Genomic DNA, 18,739 nt, shown 5'->3' with positions numbered 1-18,739 from the left:
CTGCTACCGCTGTTCCGCCAGCCAGGAGAGCATTTTCAGGCTCGCAGAGTAGTAGTCATCCTGGGCGGTAATCTGCGGCTCGCCGTTTTTCGTGCCAAGAGTCAGATCCCGCACCGCCAGCTGTCCCTCGTTCATATTGTAGGGCGCGCCTTCGTTGGTGGTGACGTTCACCCAGGCAGGCGTCTGGCTGCGGCTATATTTCTGCCACCAGCTGCGCCACGGCGTCAGCAGCGGGCTAGTTGGATCCTGCCAGGCGATGTAGAGCGGAATACGTATCGCGTCGTAGCTCATGCGCGGCGGCCACTCTTTGGCTGGCTGCATCTTGCCATCGGCGGCCAGCGCCACCCAGTCGGTAGGCAAATTCGCCTCGCCCCAGCCCATCTTGCCCGTCAGCGTCTTCGCGTCACGAATCAGATCGCGCCACACCGTCAGGTGGCTGCGATCGGCGAAGGCCTGCCACGCCGGAAAGATGAAATAGGAGGGGTTAAGGTTCACGTAGCTGTTGAGGTTGAACCCGTTGGCACCCGGCAGCATGACCCGATAGCCCGCAAAGTTAATCACCGTGTGGCTCACCAGCGCTTTGGTGATGGCGTCAGAGGCGGCGCCGTAACGCCCGTCGTGCCAGCGCGCATCGGCCTTCAGTAGCGCCCAGGCGATCAGCGCGTCGCCGTCGGAGGCATCATTTTTATCGGGGATTGGATCCGGTTCGACCGGGTTGTAGCGCCAGTAGAACAGTCCGTTCTCTTTGTTTTTTAGCGTCTTCTCTGTCCAGCTCCACATTTTATCGAAGCTGGCGCGATCGTCATTCGCCACCGCCATCAGCATGGCGAAGCCCTGCCCTTCCGTGTGGGAGACGTTTTTGTTGCCGGTATCAACGATGCGTCCGTCCGGCATCAGAAAACGGGATTTATAGGTATCCCAGGCGCTGCTCGCCTGAGCAAAAGAGGCCGACAGCAGGCCCATCAGAACAACCGTTGCGGCAACGACGCGCTTGACCCTGGTTAAACTCATTATGGCTAGACTCACTGTGGATTATGGTAACGGAACTGAACGTCGCTATGGGAAAACAGACGTTCGCGCTGAACGGTGACGTGTGCTGCGCCGCCCTGCGCCTGCAGCCAGCGGGCGTAAAGGCCTTCAAGTATCGCACAAAAGGCGTGGCACCAGCGCTGACGGTCGTCATCGCGTCCCAGCGGTAGCCCTTCATGGCGCAGCAGCATGCCGTTTTCGTTGGCTACAATATCGATAAAGCCCCAGTTGAACTGGCGCAGCAGGGCGTTGATATTTGCCTCCAGCTCCCCCACCGTTTCCGAGTCGGGCAGCGGAAAACGCTCGGCCATCGCCTCCCCCATCTGGCGCAGGAAAGGCTGGCTGTCCGTCTGGCCTACGTTACGCACCATATTGTCGATCATAATGGTCAGCAGATCGAACCAGCCTGCTGGCGTCTGCTGCTGCTGAAAATAGCTCATGAGCGGTGAATATTGACCATTCTGGGTCATCAGTTGCCTCCTAACATGTAGCGGAAGTAAAGCCCGGCGGTGCTTTCGTTATAGTTGCCGAACGTGTCATAGCCGACCTTGCCGCCTATCGTCATCTCTTTATTGACGTTGTAGTCCACCCCCGTACGTACGGTGTAGCCAATGCCGCTCTTCGAACTGCCACCGTAGCGTGCTTCCTTCGCAAAGCCTAAGTTGGCGAGCATTTCAAGTTCGCGCTGCGCTTCAGGATCGTTCGGGAAATAGTCGCTGCTGTCCTGGGTATAGGATTGATAGCCGACCGAGCCGCCAATGTGTAGCTTCCAGCTGTCAATTTTCTGGGAGAAATCAATGGGCAATGAGACGCTGACGTAGTTCTGTGGGCTAAAGTAGCCGCCCTGGCCGAAGGTGTAGTAGCTCAGGTTTTTGGAGAAATCCATCCAGCTGACATTCAGGCCCGTCTGCAAGGCCCTGAAGTCATCCTGATACGGACGAAGATAGACCCCGGCGCTGGCATTTATGCTGTTGTTGCTGGCTACGTTCTCTCCGATATAGCTGTAACCACCACCGCCAATATAGAAGCCCGCATCACCGTCGTCGTAGCCCAGCTGCGCACTGCCGCCGTTTTTGGTCACCTGACCCCAACGCCCTCCCGAGAAGCTATCTTTCATACCGACGTAAGAGAGTAAGCTGTCGGTAACGGCGCGTCGCTCACCTTTAAGAATCAGCGTCAGGTAGTTTGTCAGTTTTGGTGACCACTGAACACCGCCCACCAGCGTGCTGAGATCCTCTCCAAGTGGCGTACTGCCGATATCAATTCGGTACTGTTCACCGCTTAATGCCATAGCCAGCTCAACGCCGCTGGCTTTTTGCGAGCTCGTTGAGTCGTTGAGAGTACTGTTCAGGTTGGGGCTGTACTCACTGCGACTTAACGCGTTCAGTACGCCGGTTTCTCTCAACACGTCCAGACGATCGAAGCCTTCACCATTGAACGGTGAAAGCGCCTGCGCAGTTTGCGCGGCGGTTACCGGGCTAATTTCACCGGTGAGATCTTCATAGGCATCAACTATCGACTGACTGACGTTGCTAATGGCATTGTTGAGCGGATTCGTGCCGTAGCGACGCCAGGCGTCCCCCGAGGCGCTGCCGGCGCTAAGGTTAATCGGCGTGGCGGTAAACTCGAAGCGCGATTCGCCAAACGGCGAGCTGGACCACGTCAGCGGCGCTTTGGCTTCGGTCAGCTTGCTGGTACCCGATTCGCCGTCGCGACCGCGGATCTCTACGCCACCCTGCACCCACATCCCGGTCTTCTGCTGCAGATCCTGCATCATCTCATCGACCTGACGCAGGGTACGGCTCTGCACGGTTTCCATCGGCAGATCGGTGCGCATCGTCCCCGGCAGCGTGCTGCCCGGCTCGCGCGCGGTCTGCGCCACCTGCCACGGCATGCTATTACCCTCGCTGTAGGTTGAGCGCGACGCCATCTTGCTGTTACCCACGAACGGGTTGTCCGCCAGCAGCACGCCGCCGATGGTCGGCGTGGCGGCGGCATTGCTGGACGTCATTCCCAGCAGCTTGCCTCGGGCGCTGCGCAGCCAGGTCATCGCCTGCTGGTGGTTACCTTTCGCCTCCTCTAGCCTGGCCAGCAGCAGCATCCGGTCCGCCGAGCTGTCGTTGCGTAGACCGCTGGCAAGCGTCTGGGCTTTCTCGACGTTGTTCTCTGCCAGCGCCACGTCAATCGCCCCGACACGAGCGGACTGATCGTCGGTATCCCGGGTCATCAGGTAGTCATAAACCACCCCGGCCTCTTTGTTCATCTTGCCGGTCTGGTAGAGGCGGGCCATAGCGAACATCAGATCGGTGTTCTGCGGATCGCTCTGCATCGCCCGCATCAGTTTGTCATAGGCGGCAGCGTAGTTACCCTGCTCGCGCAGCTGGTCGGCCTCGTTGATCACGTAGCCGTTGCGGATCCCGGCCAGCTGCGTGGGCGTGCTGCGCGCCTGCAGCTCGGGATTGGCAAGAAAGGCCTGCGCCTCGTTGTCTAACCCGGCTTTGTTCAGAACCGTAACCTGATCGGCATAGTCCCCGGCGTTGCCCTGCACGCCCTGGCGCAGGTTTTCCCGCACCAGCGCCACCGCGCCGTTGAGATCGCCGCTCTGGGCCAGCAGCTTCGCCAGCTTACCCGCATCCACCGGGCTTTCCGGAAGCTGGCTGGTCAAGGTTTTCAAGGTGTTGGCCGCAGCAACACTGTTACCCTGGGCAAGGTAGCGCTCGGCGGTGGCCAGCTGCAGGTTGTAGTTCACCCGCTGGGCCAGATCGCGCATCTGTCCGTTCTGGCTGGCGGGGGAAATGCGCGACAGCAGGGTTTGCGACTGCTGCCATGCGCCGTTCTCGTTGGCAAAGAGAGCCGCCGCGTAGAGCGAGCTGGCCCCCGCGCCGTTGCGCGCCGCCGGTGCCATTACCGAGCTGGCTTCATCGCTGCGGCCGCTCTTTTGCAGCAGGCGGGCAAGGTCGAGACGCAGCCACGGATCGTCCGGCAGGCGGCTGACGCCCTGCTGAAGGATAGCGATAGCCTGCTGGATATTGCCCGCTGCGGCGGCCTGCTGGGCCTGGCGACGGAGGGGATCCCCCGGTAGCCCGGTGACGATGCGCGGCTGGAGCTTCGCCTGTAGGCTGGCGGGCAGCGTGCGCAGCATCGCCTGGGCCTCGTCAGACTTATTCTGCTCCCGCAGGACGTAGAAGAGGTTCTCCCTGGCGGCGGCATTTTGCGGGTGGTCGTTTAACACCGCGCGCAGGGCTTGCTCCGCCTGGGGATAGTCTTTGTTATGACGCAGGACGTCGGCACGGAACAGCTTTGCTGCCGTGCCGCGCTCGCCGCTCTGCTGGGCCAGCGGGGCGGAGAGGGCCAGCGCCTGGCTAACGTTGCCCTCTTTGAGCGCCTGCTGCGCCTCGGCCAGCTGACCGTAAAACGCCGCATCCTCCGCCTGGGTTTTGCGCTCCGTTGAAGCCTCGCCCCCCTGGCTGGCGGCCCGGCTCAGGTACTGGGAGGCGGCTTTGTAGTCGCCGTTGCGCTGAGCGATATAGCCCAGCCCGGCCAGGGCGTCGGCATCTTCAGGGTTGGTTTGCAGCACCTGCTCAAACTGGCGCTTCGCCGAGCCGGTATCACCGCTGTTAAGGGCAGTGAACCCCTCGCCCTTCGCCGCGCCGCCGACGTTTTTCCGGTAGTAGGCCTGCACGTCGCCGTCCTGAGGGTGGCGCTGAAGGAAGTTATCGTAGAAACGCTCGTCTCCTGCCTGCGGCCCCAGCCACAGCAGGGCCTGGCGCAGACCGTCATCGGCCTCACGGCTGCCGCTGGCCATCGGCTCCAGCAGGGCGATCCCGTCGCGTCGCGTCTCTTCCCGCCACGTCAGCATTTTACCCAGCGCCACCCGCGCCGCGTTGTCCTGCGGATGCTGGGCAACAAAACGCTGCAGCTCGCCTACCGCCTGCGGGTAGAGCGACTTGTCGCTGCCCATAGTCAGGTAGTACTCCGGGGCCAGGCTTGGCGGCGGTGTCTCACCATTAAACATGCTGCGCCAGGTAGCCAGCGCCGCCGGAACGTTGCCGCTGCGCGCCTGCTGGCGGGCCAGAGTCAGCTGCCCCTGGGGCACCTGCGCCAGCTGTTTGGCATTATCCAGCGCCTGTAATCCGGCGTCAGCGGGCGCCACGGCCGCCAGCCGGGCGCGCCACTGGGCGGCGGTCTGCAGATCGCCGTTTTGCTGCGCCCAGAGCGCCATCAGGTAGAGCGCCTGCGTATTATTGGCATCCACCATCAGCACTTTTTTCAGCGACTCGCTCGCCAGATCGTCGTGCGATTTCTCATGCCAGTAGTTAGCCTGGTCAAACAGCGCCTTCAGCGCCGCATCGTTTGACGCGGCCTGCGCCTGGCTCACTGCGCCGAGCGTCAGCGCCCCCGACAGGCAGAGGGTTGTTAACCGGCGGGCGGTTTTAATTGTCATTGTTGTCACCCTGTTCACTCTCCATCCTGCGGATCCAGCCGCTTACGCGCACGTTTTTTCAGTAGGGCATACAGCGCCAGCCCGACAATGATGCTGAAGCACAGCCCCAGCACCGCCAGCAGACCCGAGTGCTGGTTGGCATACCAGATCACCATCAGGTGCATCGGCATCTCGCCGCGCGGGTACTGCGCACCAACGCGGAAGCTGCGTACGCCGTTCTCGTTGGTGATGATGGCCGCGTCGCCGCGAATACCGGCGTTGATCTTCGGCGAGGTGAGATCGCTGTGCAGCCGCGAGAGCTGGTCATCGCTGCTGCCGATAGCGGTGACCACCGTGCGCTCGCTGCTCCACGGCGAGCGGAAGCTGACGAAGCCGCGCCAGGACTCGTTCGAGGAGAAGTAGCGATCGGCCTCAAGACCGTCTGCGTTCCAGTCTCCGGCCATCCAGCGCTGGATCTTCTGCCACTGGGTCGGCTCGCGCACGCTCAGCAGATTGTCGTGGGCCACGAAGGGCGAGGTTTTTAACAGCTCGCGGTTGAAGTCGTGCTGATCCAGCCCGGTCACTGCCAGCACATCGCGGTCGCGCAGCAGCTCGAGGTTTGACCCCGCCGTAGGTATACCCAGCACCACGCGGTTGTGGCTTAGCGCCGTCCCGGTGGCGTTACCGGAGCGGGCCGCCATATCAAGCAGCGTTCCGATCTGGGTCTCGGTGGGTTTCTCCGGCAGCAGCAGCACGGTTTGCGAGTAGTCCGCCAGCCGGGTGAAGGGGAAGGCGGCACCCACGAAGTAGGAGAGATTGGGCAGCAGCGCAAAGTGGCGGGTATGGCTCAGATCGATCCACGAGTCGTCATCCACCCGGCTCTTGATGTTGTTGTTCAGCAGCACGCTGCACGGCGCGCTCTCCTTCGGTACGATGTTGAAGTAGAGCGACAGCTGGTTGTCGCCGTAGATCATGTACGGCTCCAGCGGCATGTCGAACTGCTCCTGGCGCGCGTCACCGCCCATTTTGTGCCACAGCGTCTCCAGCGCGCCCTGCTTGTTGACCGGCAGGTTGTGCAGGAAGGTATCGTTCATGGTCATACTCAGCCATGAGCGATCCTCATCAATCCAGCTCTCCGATGGGAAGCGGTAGCCGATGCGCAGCGGAATGGTTTCCCCATCCCAGAGGAAAAGATCCGGCGCGGCGCGGAAGGCCACCCGCAGCGCATCGTGCCAGATCCCGTTCACGGTCATGCTTTGATCCTTGCGGATCAGCTCGGAGAGCTTCACCGGACGATCCGTGGGGATCCAGCGCGGCGCGTCGTAGGGTTTACTTACCGGGATCGACTCGCCGTCCACCGTTACGCTCGGCGTTTGCAAGGCAAAGTTGCCGCGGGTCAAACGCCAGGCCGCCGCCCGCAGGGCGCGATCGTCGTTGCCCACCACCAGTAGCAGCTTGTAGGTAGGATTTGCCGGATTATCGATAATGCTCAGCGTCGGCCCGCCGCTCTGGGGTAGGGTCAGGCCGCCGATGCGCTCGCCGGGATGGCCAACCAGAATGCCGTTCTTCTCCGGCAGGCGGTCGCTAAGGGCGGCGAAAGAGACGCCGCGGTAGTCCGCCTGGATACCCATCCACGAGGAGATCAACGCCGCCGCGCTGATGGTGTCTGCCGTCAGCTTCGCCGGGAAGGCAAAAGCGATGGTGGCAGGCGTCATCTGCATGCTATCAAAGAAGGGGCGCGGGAAGTGGCTGAGATCGGAGCCGATATCCAGCTGCTGCCCCTCAAGGCTAAACTTCGAATCCGGCAGGATCGTCACGCGGTACTTATCCGTGAGATCGCGCTGGCACATCATCGCGTCGCCGTCGTTGATCTTGAAGCTGATGGTGTTGCTGGAGACCAGCAGCGCCGCCGGCACGTCAAGCTGGAAGCGGGAGACGTCGCTGTCGGCGGCCCCCAGCGGCACGGTGCCCAGCGGCTGGCCGTTAAGCATCAGCTGCATGGTGGCATTGCGGGTCGCCATTGCCGGGGAGACCTTCAGGTTCAGCGCCAGCTGGGCGTTAGTGATCACCTGGCTGACCGGCAGCGTAAAGGCCACCCCGCCCTGCAGCTGACCGCCGCTCAGGATGATGCCCTGCGGCTGGCCCATCTGCGCCAGCGTGATATCGCCCGCTACCGTCGGAATGAACGGCGTCGGTGCAGGCGCCGGGCTCGCGACTGGCGGAGGGAGATCCAGCGGCAGCAGATCGGCTGGCGTGGTCTCCTCGCCGTAGAGCGGCGTAATGAACAGTGCGCTGACCAGCAGCACCAGGGCGGTTAAACGTCTCATACGCTCCCCTTCTCCTGCGCAGCCTTGAGCACCGCACGCTGGCGACGGTTTTCACGGCGTGACTTCCACGTCAGCCAGAAGAGGTCAAACACGCAGCGCATAATGGTCAGCATCGAGCGGAACGGGTTGTCCTGCGGTCGTTGAGGCTGGATCCACGCATCGGCGCGGGAGAGCACCACCCGCACCAGCTCGCGGCGGCGGGAGAGCGGAATATCTTCAAACATCAGCCGCACATACGCGTCGTCAGCAGCGATGGTTTTCACCGGGATGCTGATCGCTCCCGACTGGAGCAGCAGCTCAATCTCTTCGATCTCATCGGTCAGGTGACGGCTGTCCGGCACGGCGACGCGGCAGCCGCCCATCGACAGGTCAGCGGTCTCGCTGCGGGACGAGATGCCGCTGGCGTAGTGGATCAGCGCCGGGATTTTTACATCGATACGGATCGTTTTCCGCGTCTGGCGCGTTTCCCGAGCAACGGCGATGGCCGCCAGCAGGAAGATCAGGCTGTAGAGTCCCCACCCGACGTTAAGCGCGATAACCTTCGGATCGACAGCAAAGTGGTCCCAGGCGAAGGCGCGCACGATCCCCCAAACCACCGCCACAATCAGCAGGAAAGCGATCACCAGGTGCGGGCGCACGACGCTGAAGTCAAAGTAGCCGACGTTGAGCAGGCCGCCCTTATCGGTCACGTTAAACTTGCCGCGTTTTGGGAAGAGCATGGTTACTACGGTGGGCAGCACGATATGGAACGCCAGCACCAGGTCGTAGATCTCGCCCCAGAAGCTGTAGCGGTAGCGCCCGTTCAGCCGCGAGTTGAGGTAGATCGACAGGAACAGGTGCGGCAGCGCGTAGGCAAATACCAGGCTCGCCGAGGAGTAGATAATGTTGAGGTTAAACAGCAGGTAGGCCAGCGGCGCGGTCAGGAAGATGATGCGCGGGATGGCGAACTGATAGTAGAGCATCGCGCTGAGGTAGCACAGGCGTTGCTGGAAGGTCAGGCCGCGGCCAAACAGCGGGTTATCGAGGCGGAAGATCTGCGTCATACCGCGCGCCCAGCGGGTACGCTGGATGATGTGCAGAACCAGGCGCTCGGTGGCAAGCCCGGCGGCCAGCGGAATATCGATAAACGCCGAGCCCCAGCCCAGACGCTGCATCTTCAGCGCGGTATGGGCATCTTCGGTTACCGTCTCTACCGCAAAGCCGCCAATCTCTCCCAGCGCGCTGCGGCGGATCACCGCACAGGAGCCGCAGAAGAAGGTGGCGTTCCAGTTATCGTTGCCACGCTGGATCGGGCCGTAGAACAGCATCCCTTCGTTAGGGATATTGCGGCCAACGGAGAGGTTGCGCTCAAAGGGATCCGGCGAGTAGAAGAAGTGCGGGGTCTGGACCAGGGCCAGCTTCGGATCCTTCAGGAAGCCGCCGACGGTGGCCTGCAGGAAGATACGCGTTGCGACATGGTCGCAGTCAAAGACGCAGATCAGCTCGCCGTTGGTGAGCTTCATGGCGTGGTTAAGGTTGCCCGCTTTGGCGTGTGAGTTATCGTTACGGGTGATGTATCCCACCCCAACGTCGGCGGCAAACATAGCAAACTCGCTGCGCTTGCCGTCGTCGAGGATATAAATTTTCATTTTATCCCTGGGGTAGTCGATGCACTGCGCCGCCAGCACGGTATCGCGCACCACATCCAGCGATTCGTTATAGGTGGGCACATAGACGTCAACGGTCGGCCACAGGCTCATGTCGTCCGGCAGGGGCACGATCTCCCGCTTCAGCGGCCAGATGGTTTGCAGGTAGTTCAGCAGCAGCATCACCCAGACGTAGAGATCGGCGAGGAACAGGCCGATGCCCAGAATGGTCTCTATCTCGGAGTTAAAGTGCAGGGTCTGGGTGGCGCGAAAGTAGATGTAACGCGTCGACATCAGGAACGACATCACCACCATGATCACGGAGATGCTGCGCTTTTTGCTGTAGCCCATTAAGAAGAGAATGCCGATGCTGATCAGGCCAAAGAGGTACTGCTTCTGGCTATCCATTGGCGTAATGACCACCAGCACGGCGGCAGGCGCCAGCGCCAGGATCAAGAGATAAAACAGGAACTTTTTCATTGTTCGCCCTGGCGAAGATTAGAATCCAGACATCTTTGGCTGGCTGTGAACGGTGCCGTCACCGACCCTCACGCCCAGAATATTGGTCACCTTTCTGGCAATCAGCTCGATATCAAACGCCGCCGCCGAGGCCGGGCTAAAATCGAAAATCGACTGCTGGGAGGCGTTAGCCTCGATCACGCTCTCATCACGATGAACCACGCCAATCAGGCGCTCGCCCAGCCGCTGCTCCATAAAGGCAGTGACGTCGCGGCTGATCTGGCGGCGGTTATCGCTCTGGTTCAGCACCACGTAGTAGCCCGCTTTGCGGTTAAGCACGTCGCCGGTCAGACGGTGGTTCTCCACCTGCGGCAGCAGAGAGAGGGAGGCGGTATCGGCCAGCAGCGAGACCAGATGCAGATCGGCCAGCCGCGACAGCGCCTTCAGCGCAGGTGAGGGGCCGGGTGGGAAGTCGGCGATGATAATCAGCCCAGGGTAGTTAAGCAGGGTACTCAGACCGCGCAGCAGAAAGTGCTCATCCTGTACAAGACGTGCTTCAAAGGCTTCGCGCTGCGGCTCTGTCGCATCGCCGTAGGGCAGAACAAAGATATTTCCGCCTGCCGAAAGGACAAACTGGCTCCAGTCAGGTGATTCGGCGGCTTTGGCGACAAAACCGCGGCCGTCGGAGAGCGGAACGCCAAAGTGCAGGCGCAGCGCATTCTGCACGTCGAAATCAATCGCCAGCACCTTGTTGCCCGCACGCGACAGCGCATAGGCCAGGTTTGCCGTGAGGGTTGTTTTCCCTACTCCACCCTTCGGCGAACAGACACAGATCAACGGCATGAAGCGATCCTTTCTAACAGCGATTTCAACGGCTGATTTTTTTCCACGGCGGGCTTCGCCTCTGCGGCTTTCGGCGCAAAGAGCTGGGAGAAGTTCACAGGCGCTGCAGGTGCTGGCGCAAGGCGTGGCTCAGGCATCGGTGCAGGCGTCGCCATCAGCGCCGCAGGCGCGAGTGCCGGGGCTGCTGGTGGCGTCGCAAGCTGGGCCGCGACGCTCTGAAAAATAGGCGGTGCAGCGTCAGGGAGCGGAGTCGGGGCGAGCGCCGCTGGCGCGGCAAAAGTCTGCTCTGTAAGAGCAAACGTATCCGGCTCGACGGACTGCGGAACGGGCAGCGAGACGTGCCCGCCCATCGCCAGCACGGACTCTTCGGTCGCCGGAGAGAGCTGGTTAATAATGGCCCAGTTGCCGTGGTCATGCGCGAGGTTTTGCGACGAGAAATCTTTAAAATCGTGTTGCTGTGTGTGAGTCTTCTCTTTAAACCTCTGCAAATCATCATAATTATTCATATCTATACTCATGATTTACAAATAAAAATAGCCCTACCACCGTGTTGACCAACGTGGCTATTCACAGGAAAGGGTCTCGAATTTTATTATCGTGTGAGTCCGGGAGCCGTTAGCTGGCTTCCGCATACTTAATTATTACGTCGTTATGTTACTGCTCTACGACTTTCAACCTATTTACAGCAGTAATATAAGGATTAGCGGGACACATGCTATCTGTTTTTGCGGCAAAAAACACCAAAGCGCTAAATAACGCATCTGCGGCAAATATTTGGAATATAAAACTAATTTAAGCTAAATGCGCCATTTCATGTGATATGTTTGCGGTGACTTTTCAGGGTAACCGCCTGAATAAGATAGTTCTTAATTTAATATATAGTTACTCTCTGAAATATTTAGAAATACTTTTATAAGCATAAATTTTGTTAATTCCCTTAAATCCCTATTGTGTCAGCAGTTGTTATTCGTCATACCTTTGTTTGCAGGAATAAAAAAACCGGAGGCGATGCTCCGGTTTTAAGGATGGGTAAATCAGATGGCTCAAACAGGGTTGATTGGCTTCTCGCCGTTCTCATCCTGATCCACTGCAAAGCAGGCCACCAGCTGACCGCCGTACGATTTCAGCTGCGGCTGAAGCTGGGTGCAGGGACCAAAGCGACGACGGCAGCGAGCGCTGAAGGCGCAGCCCGGCGGCGGATTCAGCGGGCTAGGCAGCTCGCCGGTCAGCTTGATACGCTCCCGACGATCGTCCGGATTCAGGCGCGGCGTCGCGGAGAGCAGTGCCTGGGTATACGGATGACGCGGATTGCTGAAAATCTGCTCCTTGGTGCCCTTCTCTACGCAGCGGCCCAGATACATCACCATCACTTCATCGGCAATGTGCTCTACCACCGACAGGTCGTGGGAGATAAAGACATAGGAGAGCCCCAGGTCCTGCTGCAGATCCATCATCAGGTTCAGCACCTGCGCACGCACGGAGACGTCGAGCGCCGATACCGGCTCATCGGCAATCACCACGTCCGGATCGAGCATCAGGCCGCGGGCGATAGCAATACGCTGACGCTGGCCGCCGGAGAACATGTGCGGGTAGCGATCGTAATGCTCGGTCTTCAGGCCCACCTTCGCCATCATCGACAGCGCTTTTTCACGCAGCTCTGCTTTGCTGAGGTTGCTGTTAATCTGCAGCGGCTCTTCCAGGATCTGGCCCACTTTTTTACGCGGGTTCAGCGAGCCGTAAGGGTTCTGGAAGACGATCTGAATCTTCTGTCGGCGCAGCTTCTGCGCCTGCGGATCGTGCTTAAGCAGATCCTGGCCCTGATAGTAGAGCTCACCGCCGGTGGGCGTCTCAATCATGGTCAACAGACGGCCGAGCGTGGATTTACCACAGCCGGATTCGCCCACCACCGCGAGGGTTTTCCCACGTTCAAGAGAGAACGATACGCCGTCCAGCGCTTTTACCAGGCGCTCCGGGGCAAACAGCCCTTTCTTCACCGGATAGTGTTTTTTCAGGTCAATAGCCTGCAACAGCACAGGGGTTGTGGCCTCATGCGTACTCATAGTTAGGCCTCCCGGCATCATCGAGTGGATAGTGACATTTTGAGCGACGTCCGTTGTCCACCAGGTTTAAGCCTGGCTCTTCGACGCGGCATTTATCCGTAGCATACGGGCAGCGCGGATTGAGCAGGCAGCCGGTCGGGCGATCGTATTTACCCGGCACCACGCCCGGCAGCGAGGCCAGACGGGCTTTGTCCTGAGCAAACTCAGGCAGCGCGCGCAGCAGCGCCTGGGTATAGGGGTGGCGTGGCGCACGGAAGATATCGTTCGCCTGCCCGGTCTCTACTACCTGGCCTGCGTACATCACGATGATTTTGTGCGCGGCTTCGGCCACCAGCGCCAGATCGTGAGTGATCAGGATCAGCGCCATGTTCTCTTTCTGCTGTAGCTCCAGCAGCAGCTCGATAATCTGCGCCTGGATGGTCACGTCCAGCGCGGTGGTCGGTTCGTCGGCAATCAGCAGCTTCGGCTGGCAGGCGATGGCCATCGCGATCATCACGCGCTGGCTCATCCCGCCGGAGAGCTGGTGCGGATAGACGTCAAGCCGCGATGCCGGATCCGGAATGCCGACCTGGGTCAGCAGATCGATAGCCCGCTGGCGGCGGGTGCGCTTGCTGCCGCCCTGATGCACCTTAATGGCTTCCATAATCTGGAAGCCAACCGTATAGCACGGGTTAAGGCTGGTCATCGGGTCCTGGAAGATCATCGCGACGTCGGCACCCACCAGGTTACGCCGCTCTTTTTCCGAGATGCGCTTCAGATCCTGGCCGTTAAACTCCAGCTTCTCTGCCATCACCCGGCCAGGGAAGTCAATCAGGCCCATAATCGCCAGCGAGCTGACGGATTTACCGGAGCCGGACTCCCCAACAATGCCCACCACTTCGCCCTGCTCAACGCTGTAGCTTACGCGGTCTACGGCACGGAACGGTGTCCCTTCGTCGCCGAAGTGCACCGACAGTTGATCAATATTCAATAACGCCATTCTCGTGCCTCTTACTGCTTCAGTTTGGGATCAAGCGCATCACGCAGACCGTCACCCATCAGGTTAAATGCCAGCACCGTCAGCAGGATCGCCAGACCCGGGAAGGTCACGACCCACCAGGCACTCTGTGCGAACTGCAATACGTCGGAGAGCATGGTGCCCCACTCCGGCGTTGGCGGCTGCGCACCCATGCCAAGGAAGCCAAGGGCGGCCATATCGAGAATGGCGTTAGAGAAGCCGAGCGACGCCTGAACGATCAGCGGCGCAAGACAGTTGGGTAAAATATTGACGAACATCTGACGCATGGCACCCGCACCCGCCACGCGCGAGGCGGTAACGTAGTCGCGGTTAACCTCTACCAGCACGGCGGCACGCGTTAAGCGCACATAGTGCGGCAGCGCCACGAAGGTCAGCGCCAGCGAGGCGTTGACGATCGACGGGCCGAAGATAGCCACCAGCACCAGCGCCAGCAGCAGGCTTGGCAGCGCCAGCATGATATCGACTATGCGCATGATGATGTTATCGACGATGCCGCCGAAGTAGCCTGCCACCAGCCCGAGCACGACGCCCATGATCAGCGACAGCACCACCACCAGACAGCCCACCAGCAGCGACAGGCGTGCGCCGTACATCAGACGCGACATCACATCGCGGCCAACGTCGTCGGTGCCGAGAATATGCGCCAGGCTACCGCCCTCCTGCCATGCAGGCGGGGCCAGCAGCGCGTCACGGAACTGATCCGCCGGGTTATAGGGCGCAATCCAGTTGGCAAAAATAGCAATAATCAGCACGACGATAACGTACACCAGGCCGACTACCGCGCCTTTGTTGCGTTTGAAGTAGTGCCAGAACTCCTGCAGCGGCGTCATCGGTACCGGTGCAGAGACAGCTTTATCTTGAGTTACTTGTGACATGATGGCCCCTTACTTCTTGTGCCGAATACGCGGGTTCACCACGCCATAGAGCAGATCGACCAGCAGGTTGACGAGGATAATCATCGTCGCTACCAGCAGTACCCCACCCTGCACCACCGGATAATCGCGGCGCTGCAGCGCATCAATCAGCCAGCGTCCCAGCCCCGGCCAGGAGAAGATGGTTTCGGTCAGGATCGCCCCGGCCAGCATCGTCCCCACCTGCAGACCGATTACGGTCACCACCGGCAGCATAGCGTTACGCAGGGCGTGAACGATAATCACGCGCATGCGGGTCAGACCCTTGGCGCGGGCGGTACGGATGTAATCCTCACCCAGCACCTCCAGCATTGCCGAACGGGTCATACGCACGATCACCGCCAGCGGGATAGTGCCCAGCACCACCGCAGGCAGGATCATATGCGCCAGCGCATCGATAAAGTTGCCCTCTTCACCCCAGATGGCGGTGTCGATCAGCATAAAGCCGGTGAGCGGATTGCTGTCGTCGAGGAAGACCATATCGCTGACGCGCCCGGAAACGGGGGTCAGGTTGAGCTGCACCGAGACCAGCATGATCAGCATCATGCCCCACCAGAAGATCGGCATGGAGTAGCCGGTCAGGGCAAGGCCTACCGCAGTATGGTCAAAAATAGAGCCGCGCTTCACGGCGGCAAGAACGCCCACCGGAATGCCGACGGCCACGGCAAAAATCATGGCGCAGACGCCGAGCTCCAGCGTCGCTTGAAAACGCGGCACGAACTCTTCCCACACCGGAAGACGGCTTTTCAGGGAGATGCCTAAGTCGCCGTGCAGAACGCCCCAAACGTAGTTGACGTACTGCTGCCACAGCGGCTTGTTGAGGCCCAGCTCAGCCAACAGCTGCGCATGGCGCTCAGGGGAGATACCACGCTCACCTGCCATGATCATCACCGGGTCACCGGGGATCATATGGACAAAGGCAAAGGTGAGAAGGGTGATACCGATAAACGTGGGGATAACTAATCCCAGACGTCGGAGGATGAACTGCAACATAACCCGGATTCTCTCTGATGACGCACGCTCAGTGACGTGACGTCTGTATTGCTCACAAATCTAACGCCGGGTGGCGCTTCGCTTACCCGGCCTACACTCGTAGGCCCACGCAAGCGTCGCGCCGCCGGGCATGGGGTGCAGTCGCACCCCTTACGCTTTTATTATTCGACAGACACGTTTTCGAAGTGGTGTTTGCCTAATGGATCAACAACGTAGCCTTTCACCTCTTTACGCACAGGCTCGTACACGGTGGAGTGAGCGATGATCAGTGCCGGAGCCTGATCGTGCATCACCACCTGAGCCTGTTTGTAGAGCTCGATACGCTTGTTGTGATCGTCGGTGGCGCGCGCCGGCTGAATCAGATCTTCAAACGGCTTGTAGCACCAGCGAGAGTAGTTAGAACCTTGTTTTGCCGCATCGCAGCTGAACAGAGTAGCGAAGAAGTTGTCCGGATCCCCATTGTCCCCGGTCCAGCCCATCATCACTGCCTGGTGCTCACCTGCTTTAGCACGCTTCAGGTACTCGCCCCACTCGTAGGTCACGATTTTGGCCTGCACGCCAATCTTCGCCCAGTCAGCCTGAATCATCTCAGCCATACGGCGAGCGTTCGGGTTGTACGGACGCTGTACCGGCATCGCCCACAGCTCAACGGTGAGACCTTTATCCTGACCCGCTTCTTTCAGCAGCTGCTTCGCCTTCTCTACGTCGTAAGTATAATCCTTAACGTCGTCGTTATAGCCCCACATGGTCGGTGGGATCAGGTTTTTCGCCGCGGTGCCCGCGCCCTGGTAAACGGCTTTGATGATCGCGTCTTTGTTGACCGCGTAGGTCAGCGCCTGGCGTACTTTCACGTCATCAAACGGTTTTTTCTCGGTGTTGAAAGAGAGATAGCCCACGTTCAGGCCCGCCTGCTCCATCAGGTTCAGGTTTTTATCCTGCTTCATACGTGCAATGTCAGCCGGATTTGGATACGGCATCACCTGGCACTCGTTTTTCTGCAGTTTTGCATAGCGTACAGAGGCGTCAGGCGTGATGGAGAAGACCAGACGATCGATCTGCGGCTTGGTGCCCCAGAAGCCTTCAAACGCTTTGTACAGAATACGGGAGTCTTTCTGGTACTGCAGCAGCTGGAACGGACCGGTACCGATTGGATTCAGGTCGATTTTTTCCGGCGTGCCGGCTTTCAGCATATTATCGGCGTACTCTTTGGACATGATAGACGCGAAGTCCATTGCCAGGTCGGCCAGGAACGGTGCTTCCGGACGCGAAAGGATAAACTGAACGGTATGATCGTCCACTTTTTTCACTTCGCTAATCAGGTCCGGCAGGCCCATCCCTTCAAAGTATTCGTAGCTACCGCCAGAGACTTTATGGTACGGGTTATTCGCGTTTTTCTGGCGATCGAAGGAGAACACCACGTCGTCGGCGTTAAATTCACGCGTCGGTTTGAACTCTTTATTATCCTGCCACTTCACGCCCTGGCGCAGGTGGAAGGTGTAGGTTTTACCGTCTTCGCTAACGTCCCACTTTTCAGCCAGGCCCGGAATGACTTCTGTGGTGCCTGTTTTGAACTCAACCAGACGGTTGTAGATCGGTACAGAGCTGGCGTCATAGGTGGTACCAGAAGTAAAGAGCTGCGGGTTAAAACCCTCCGGCGAACCTTCAGAACAGTAAACCAGGGTTTTGGCCTGCACACTTGCTGCGACGGTCAGAGCCACCAGGCTGAGACCAAGCTTCAGCATCCCTGACTTCTTCAAGGAAATACTCATTATTCTGCTCCAATGTGATATGTGTTGTTTACCCGTTGCAGCGGGTATAACCGACAAACCTTTATTTATTTTTTACCGGTCTGGTCGGCGGTGCCCAAAGGCAGCGTAAGGGGAGGTGATTCCTTTCAAAAGGTTGACTGAGTTGCAGTGCAGATTCTCCGTGAAATGCCCCTCATGCCCTACAATCTGTCAATAGAATGTCAAAACGTCAATACAGGTAACCGGGTTTTACACCGAAGGTGAGAATTAACAAACAAAGCGTAAAAAAAGCGCAATCCGCTATTTCCAGCAGAGAAATTTGTGCTATGGCCTACAGGGCAGGACGATTAACTCCGCAGACCACTTGAACCAGCGTTTTACATTAGCAAATATTGTGAAAAATTTCTGACAGGATGATGAATATCTGAGCGATTAATACCGCGAACGTTAAAACGCACAGCGGAAAATGCTGAGTTAGCCATAAGCAACGCGAAAAAAGATTCATCTATATATAAATAAATACAATGGAATATGTCACAAAACGGTTAACAAACGAGGTGAAAAGTCGGCGGGGTGATAACGCCCGGCGGCGCAAGCTTGCCAGGCCTACATGGTGCACAATTTTGCCTTTGTAGGCCGGGTAAGGCAAAGCCGCCACCCGGCGAATCAATGCAGACCAGAGCAGGGAATTCAGCCAGGCAAAACGCCCGGCGGCGCAAGCTTGCCGGGCCTACATGGTGCACAATTTTGCCTTTGTAGGCCGGGTAAGGCGGAGCCGCCGCCCGGCGAATCAATGCAGACCAGAGCAGGGAATTCAGCCAGGCACAACGCCCGGCGGCGCAAACTTGCCGGGCCTACCGAGTGCACGATTTCGCCTTTGTAGGCCGGGTAAGGCGGAGCCGCCACCCGGCGAATCAATGCAGACCAGAGCAGGGAATTCTGCCAGGCAAAACGCCCGGCGGCGCAAGCTTGCCGGGCCTACATGGTGCACAATTTTGCCTTTGTAGGCCGGGTAAGGCGAAGCCGCCACCCGGCGAAAGAGGTGCAGACCCGGGCAGAGAGTTCAGCCAGGCATAAATGCAAAAAGCCTGACCGTAAGGTCAGGCTTTTCAAATTTGGTCGGTGATAGAGGATTACTCGCCACTCCGTGGCTCGCCCTGCGGGCCGTTGCTGGCGCAACGTTCCCTCGCGCTGCTCGGTTCGAACCTCCCTGCCCCCGGAGGTTCTCATCCTCATGGGCTACAGAAAGCAAAAAGCCTGACCGTAAGGTCAGGCTTTTCAAATTTGGTCGGTGATAGAGGAT

12 protein-coding genes, 1 tRNA gene and 1 other RNA gene (1 of these 14 only partly in view) are annotated in these 18,739 nt (G+C 59.1%); all 14 read right to left on the bottom strand.

What is annotated here, in order from left to right; translation table 11 throughout:
• Window positions 1-3 precede the first annotated feature (3 nt).
• On the bottom strand, window positions 4-1,011 hold the full coding sequence (locus tag RTX96_RS05965) for a glycosyl hydrolase family 8 (protein WP_103820427.1): 1,008 nt from the start codon (window positions 1,009-1,011) through the stop codon (window positions 4-6).
• Between the two features lie 11 nt (window positions 1,012-1,022).
• The gene (gene bcsD, locus RTX96_RS05960; RefSeq protein ID WP_286140703.1) at window positions 1,023-1,502 is read right to left on the bottom strand and encodes a cellulose biosynthesis protein BcsD; all 480 of its coding nucleotides are present in this window, start codon (window positions 1,500-1,502) and stop codon (window positions 1,023-1,025) included.
• Window positions 1,499-5,473, bottom strand: coding sequence for a cellulose synthase subunit BcsC-related outer membrane protein (locus RTX96_RS05955; protein WP_312670531.1), 3,975 nt, complete (start codon window positions 5,471-5,473; stop codon window positions 1,499-1,501). Before RTX96_RS05955 ends, bcsD begins: the two co-directional genes overlap by 4 nt.
• A gap of 14 nt (window positions 5,474-5,487) precedes the next feature.
• The gene (bcsB, locus tag RTX96_RS05950; protein WP_312670529.1) at window positions 5,488-7,779 is read right to left on the bottom strand and encodes a cellulose biosynthesis cyclic di-GMP-binding regulatory protein BcsB; all 2,292 of its coding nucleotides are present in this window, start codon (window positions 7,777-7,779) and stop codon (window positions 5,488-5,490) included.
• Complete coding sequence (bcsA, locus tag RTX96_RS05945; RefSeq protein ID WP_312670527.1) at window positions 7,776-9,884, bottom strand: UDP-forming cellulose synthase catalytic subunit; 2,109 nt, start codon at window positions 9,882-9,884, stop codon at window positions 7,776-7,778. Before bcsA ends, bcsB begins: the two co-directional genes overlap by 4 nt.
• An 18-nt stretch (window positions 9,885-9,902) precedes the next feature.
• Window positions 9,903-10,706, bottom strand: a complete 804-nt coding sequence (bcsQ, locus tag RTX96_RS05940) for a cellulose biosynthesis protein BcsQ (protein WP_312670526.1) — start codon at window positions 10,704-10,706, stop codon at window positions 9,903-9,905.
• Window positions 10,697-11,212: a cellulose biosynthesis protein BcsO gene (locus RTX96_RS05935; RefSeq protein ID WP_312670525.1), complete on the bottom strand. Its 516-nt coding sequence runs from the start codon at window positions 11,210-11,212 to the stop codon at window positions 10,697-10,699. The genes bcsQ and RTX96_RS05935 overlap by 10 nt, the downstream gene beginning before the upstream one ends.
• Before the next feature lie 537 nt (window positions 11,213-11,749).
• A complete protein-coding gene (dppF, locus tag RTX96_RS05930) occupies window positions 11,750-12,766 on the bottom strand; it encodes a dipeptide ABC transporter ATP-binding subunit DppF (RefSeq protein ID WP_042394052.1) in 1,017 nt (338 codons plus the stop codon).
• The gene (gene dppD / locus RTX96_RS05925; protein WP_103820434.1) at window positions 12,753-13,745 is read right to left on the bottom strand and encodes a dipeptide ABC transporter ATP-binding protein; all 993 of its coding nucleotides are present in this window, start codon (window positions 13,743-13,745) and stop codon (window positions 12,753-12,755) included. The genes dppF and dppD overlap by 14 nt, the downstream gene beginning before the upstream one ends.
• Window positions 13,746-13,756: 11 nt before the next feature.
• The gene (gene dppC / locus RTX96_RS05920) at window positions 13,757-14,659 is read right to left on the bottom strand and encodes a dipeptide ABC transporter permease DppC (RefSeq protein WP_312670524.1); all 903 of its coding nucleotides are present in this window, start codon (window positions 14,657-14,659) and stop codon (window positions 13,757-13,759) included.
• A gap of 9 nt (window positions 14,660-14,668) precedes the next feature.
• A complete protein-coding gene (gene dppB / locus RTX96_RS05915; RefSeq protein ID WP_103820436.1) occupies window positions 14,669-15,688 on the bottom strand; it encodes a dipeptide ABC transporter permease DppB in 1,020 nt (339 codons plus the stop codon).
• Between the two features lie 161 nt (window positions 15,689-15,849).
• Complete coding sequence (gene dppA / locus RTX96_RS05910; RefSeq protein ID WP_312670521.1) at window positions 15,850-17,457, bottom strand: dipeptide ABC transporter periplasmic-binding protein DppA; 1,608 nt, start codon at window positions 17,455-17,457, stop codon at window positions 15,850-15,852.
• Between the two features lie 1,095 nt (window positions 17,458-18,552).
• Window positions 18,553-18,686, bottom strand: a non-coding RNA gene (locus tag RTX96_RS05905) — RtT sRNA.
• 35 nt (window positions 18,687-18,721) lie between these two features.
• A tRNA-Pro gene (locus RTX96_RS05900) sits at window positions 18,722-18,739 on the bottom strand (it continues 159 nt past the right edge of the window).

The sequence above is a fragment of the Pseudescherichia sp. genome, from assembly GCF_032052675.1.
Lineage (GTDB): Bacteria > Pseudomonadota > Gammaproteobacteria > Enterobacterales > Enterobacteriaceae > Pseudescherichia.
Note: the sequence above shows the minus strand (reverse complement) of the source record. Positions and strands in the feature narration are given on the sequence as shown.

Bases quoted from the DNA above. Each gene is read 5' to 3' on its own strand.
- RTX96_RS05965 (WP_103820427.1), bottom strand. From the start codon at position 1,011: ATGAGTTTAACCAGGGTCAAGCGCGTCGTTGCCGCAACGGTTGTTCTG.
- RTX96_RS05955 (WP_312670531.1), bottom strand. From the start codon at position 5,473: ATGACAATTAAAACCGCCCGCCGGTTAACAACCCTCTGCCTGTCGGGG.
- bcsB (WP_312670529.1), bottom strand. From the start codon at position 7,779: ATGAGACGTTTAACCGCCCTGGTGCTGCTGGTCAGCGCACTGTTCATT.
- bcsA (WP_312670527.1), bottom strand. From the start codon at position 9,884: ATGAAAAAGTTCCTGTTTTATCTCTTGATCCTGGCGCTGGCGCCTGCC.
- bcsQ (WP_312670526.1), bottom strand. From the start codon at position 10,706: ATGCCGTTGATCTGTGTCTGTTCGCCGAAGGGTGGAGTAGGGAAAACA.
- RTX96_RS05935 (WP_312670525.1), bottom strand. From the start codon at position 11,212: ATGAATAATTATGATGATTTGCAGAGGTTTAAAGAGAAGACTCACACA.
- dppF (WP_042394052.1), bottom strand. From the start codon at position 12,766: ATGAGTACGCATGAGGCCACAACCCCTGTGCTGTTGCAGGCTATTGAC.
- dppD (WP_103820434.1), bottom strand. From the start codon at position 13,745: ATGGCGTTATTGAATATTGATCAACTGTCGGTGCACTTCGGCGACGAA.
- dppC (WP_312670524.1), bottom strand. From the start codon at position 14,659: ATGTCACAAGTAACTCAAGATAAAGCTGTCTCTGCACCGGTACCGATG.
- dppB (WP_103820436.1), bottom strand. From the start codon at position 15,688: ATGTTGCAGTTCATCCTCCGACGTCTGGGATTAGTTATCCCCACGTTT.
- dppA (WP_312670521.1), bottom strand. From the start codon at position 17,457: ATGAGTATTTCCTTGAAGAAGTCAGGGATGCTGAAGCTTGGTCTCAGC.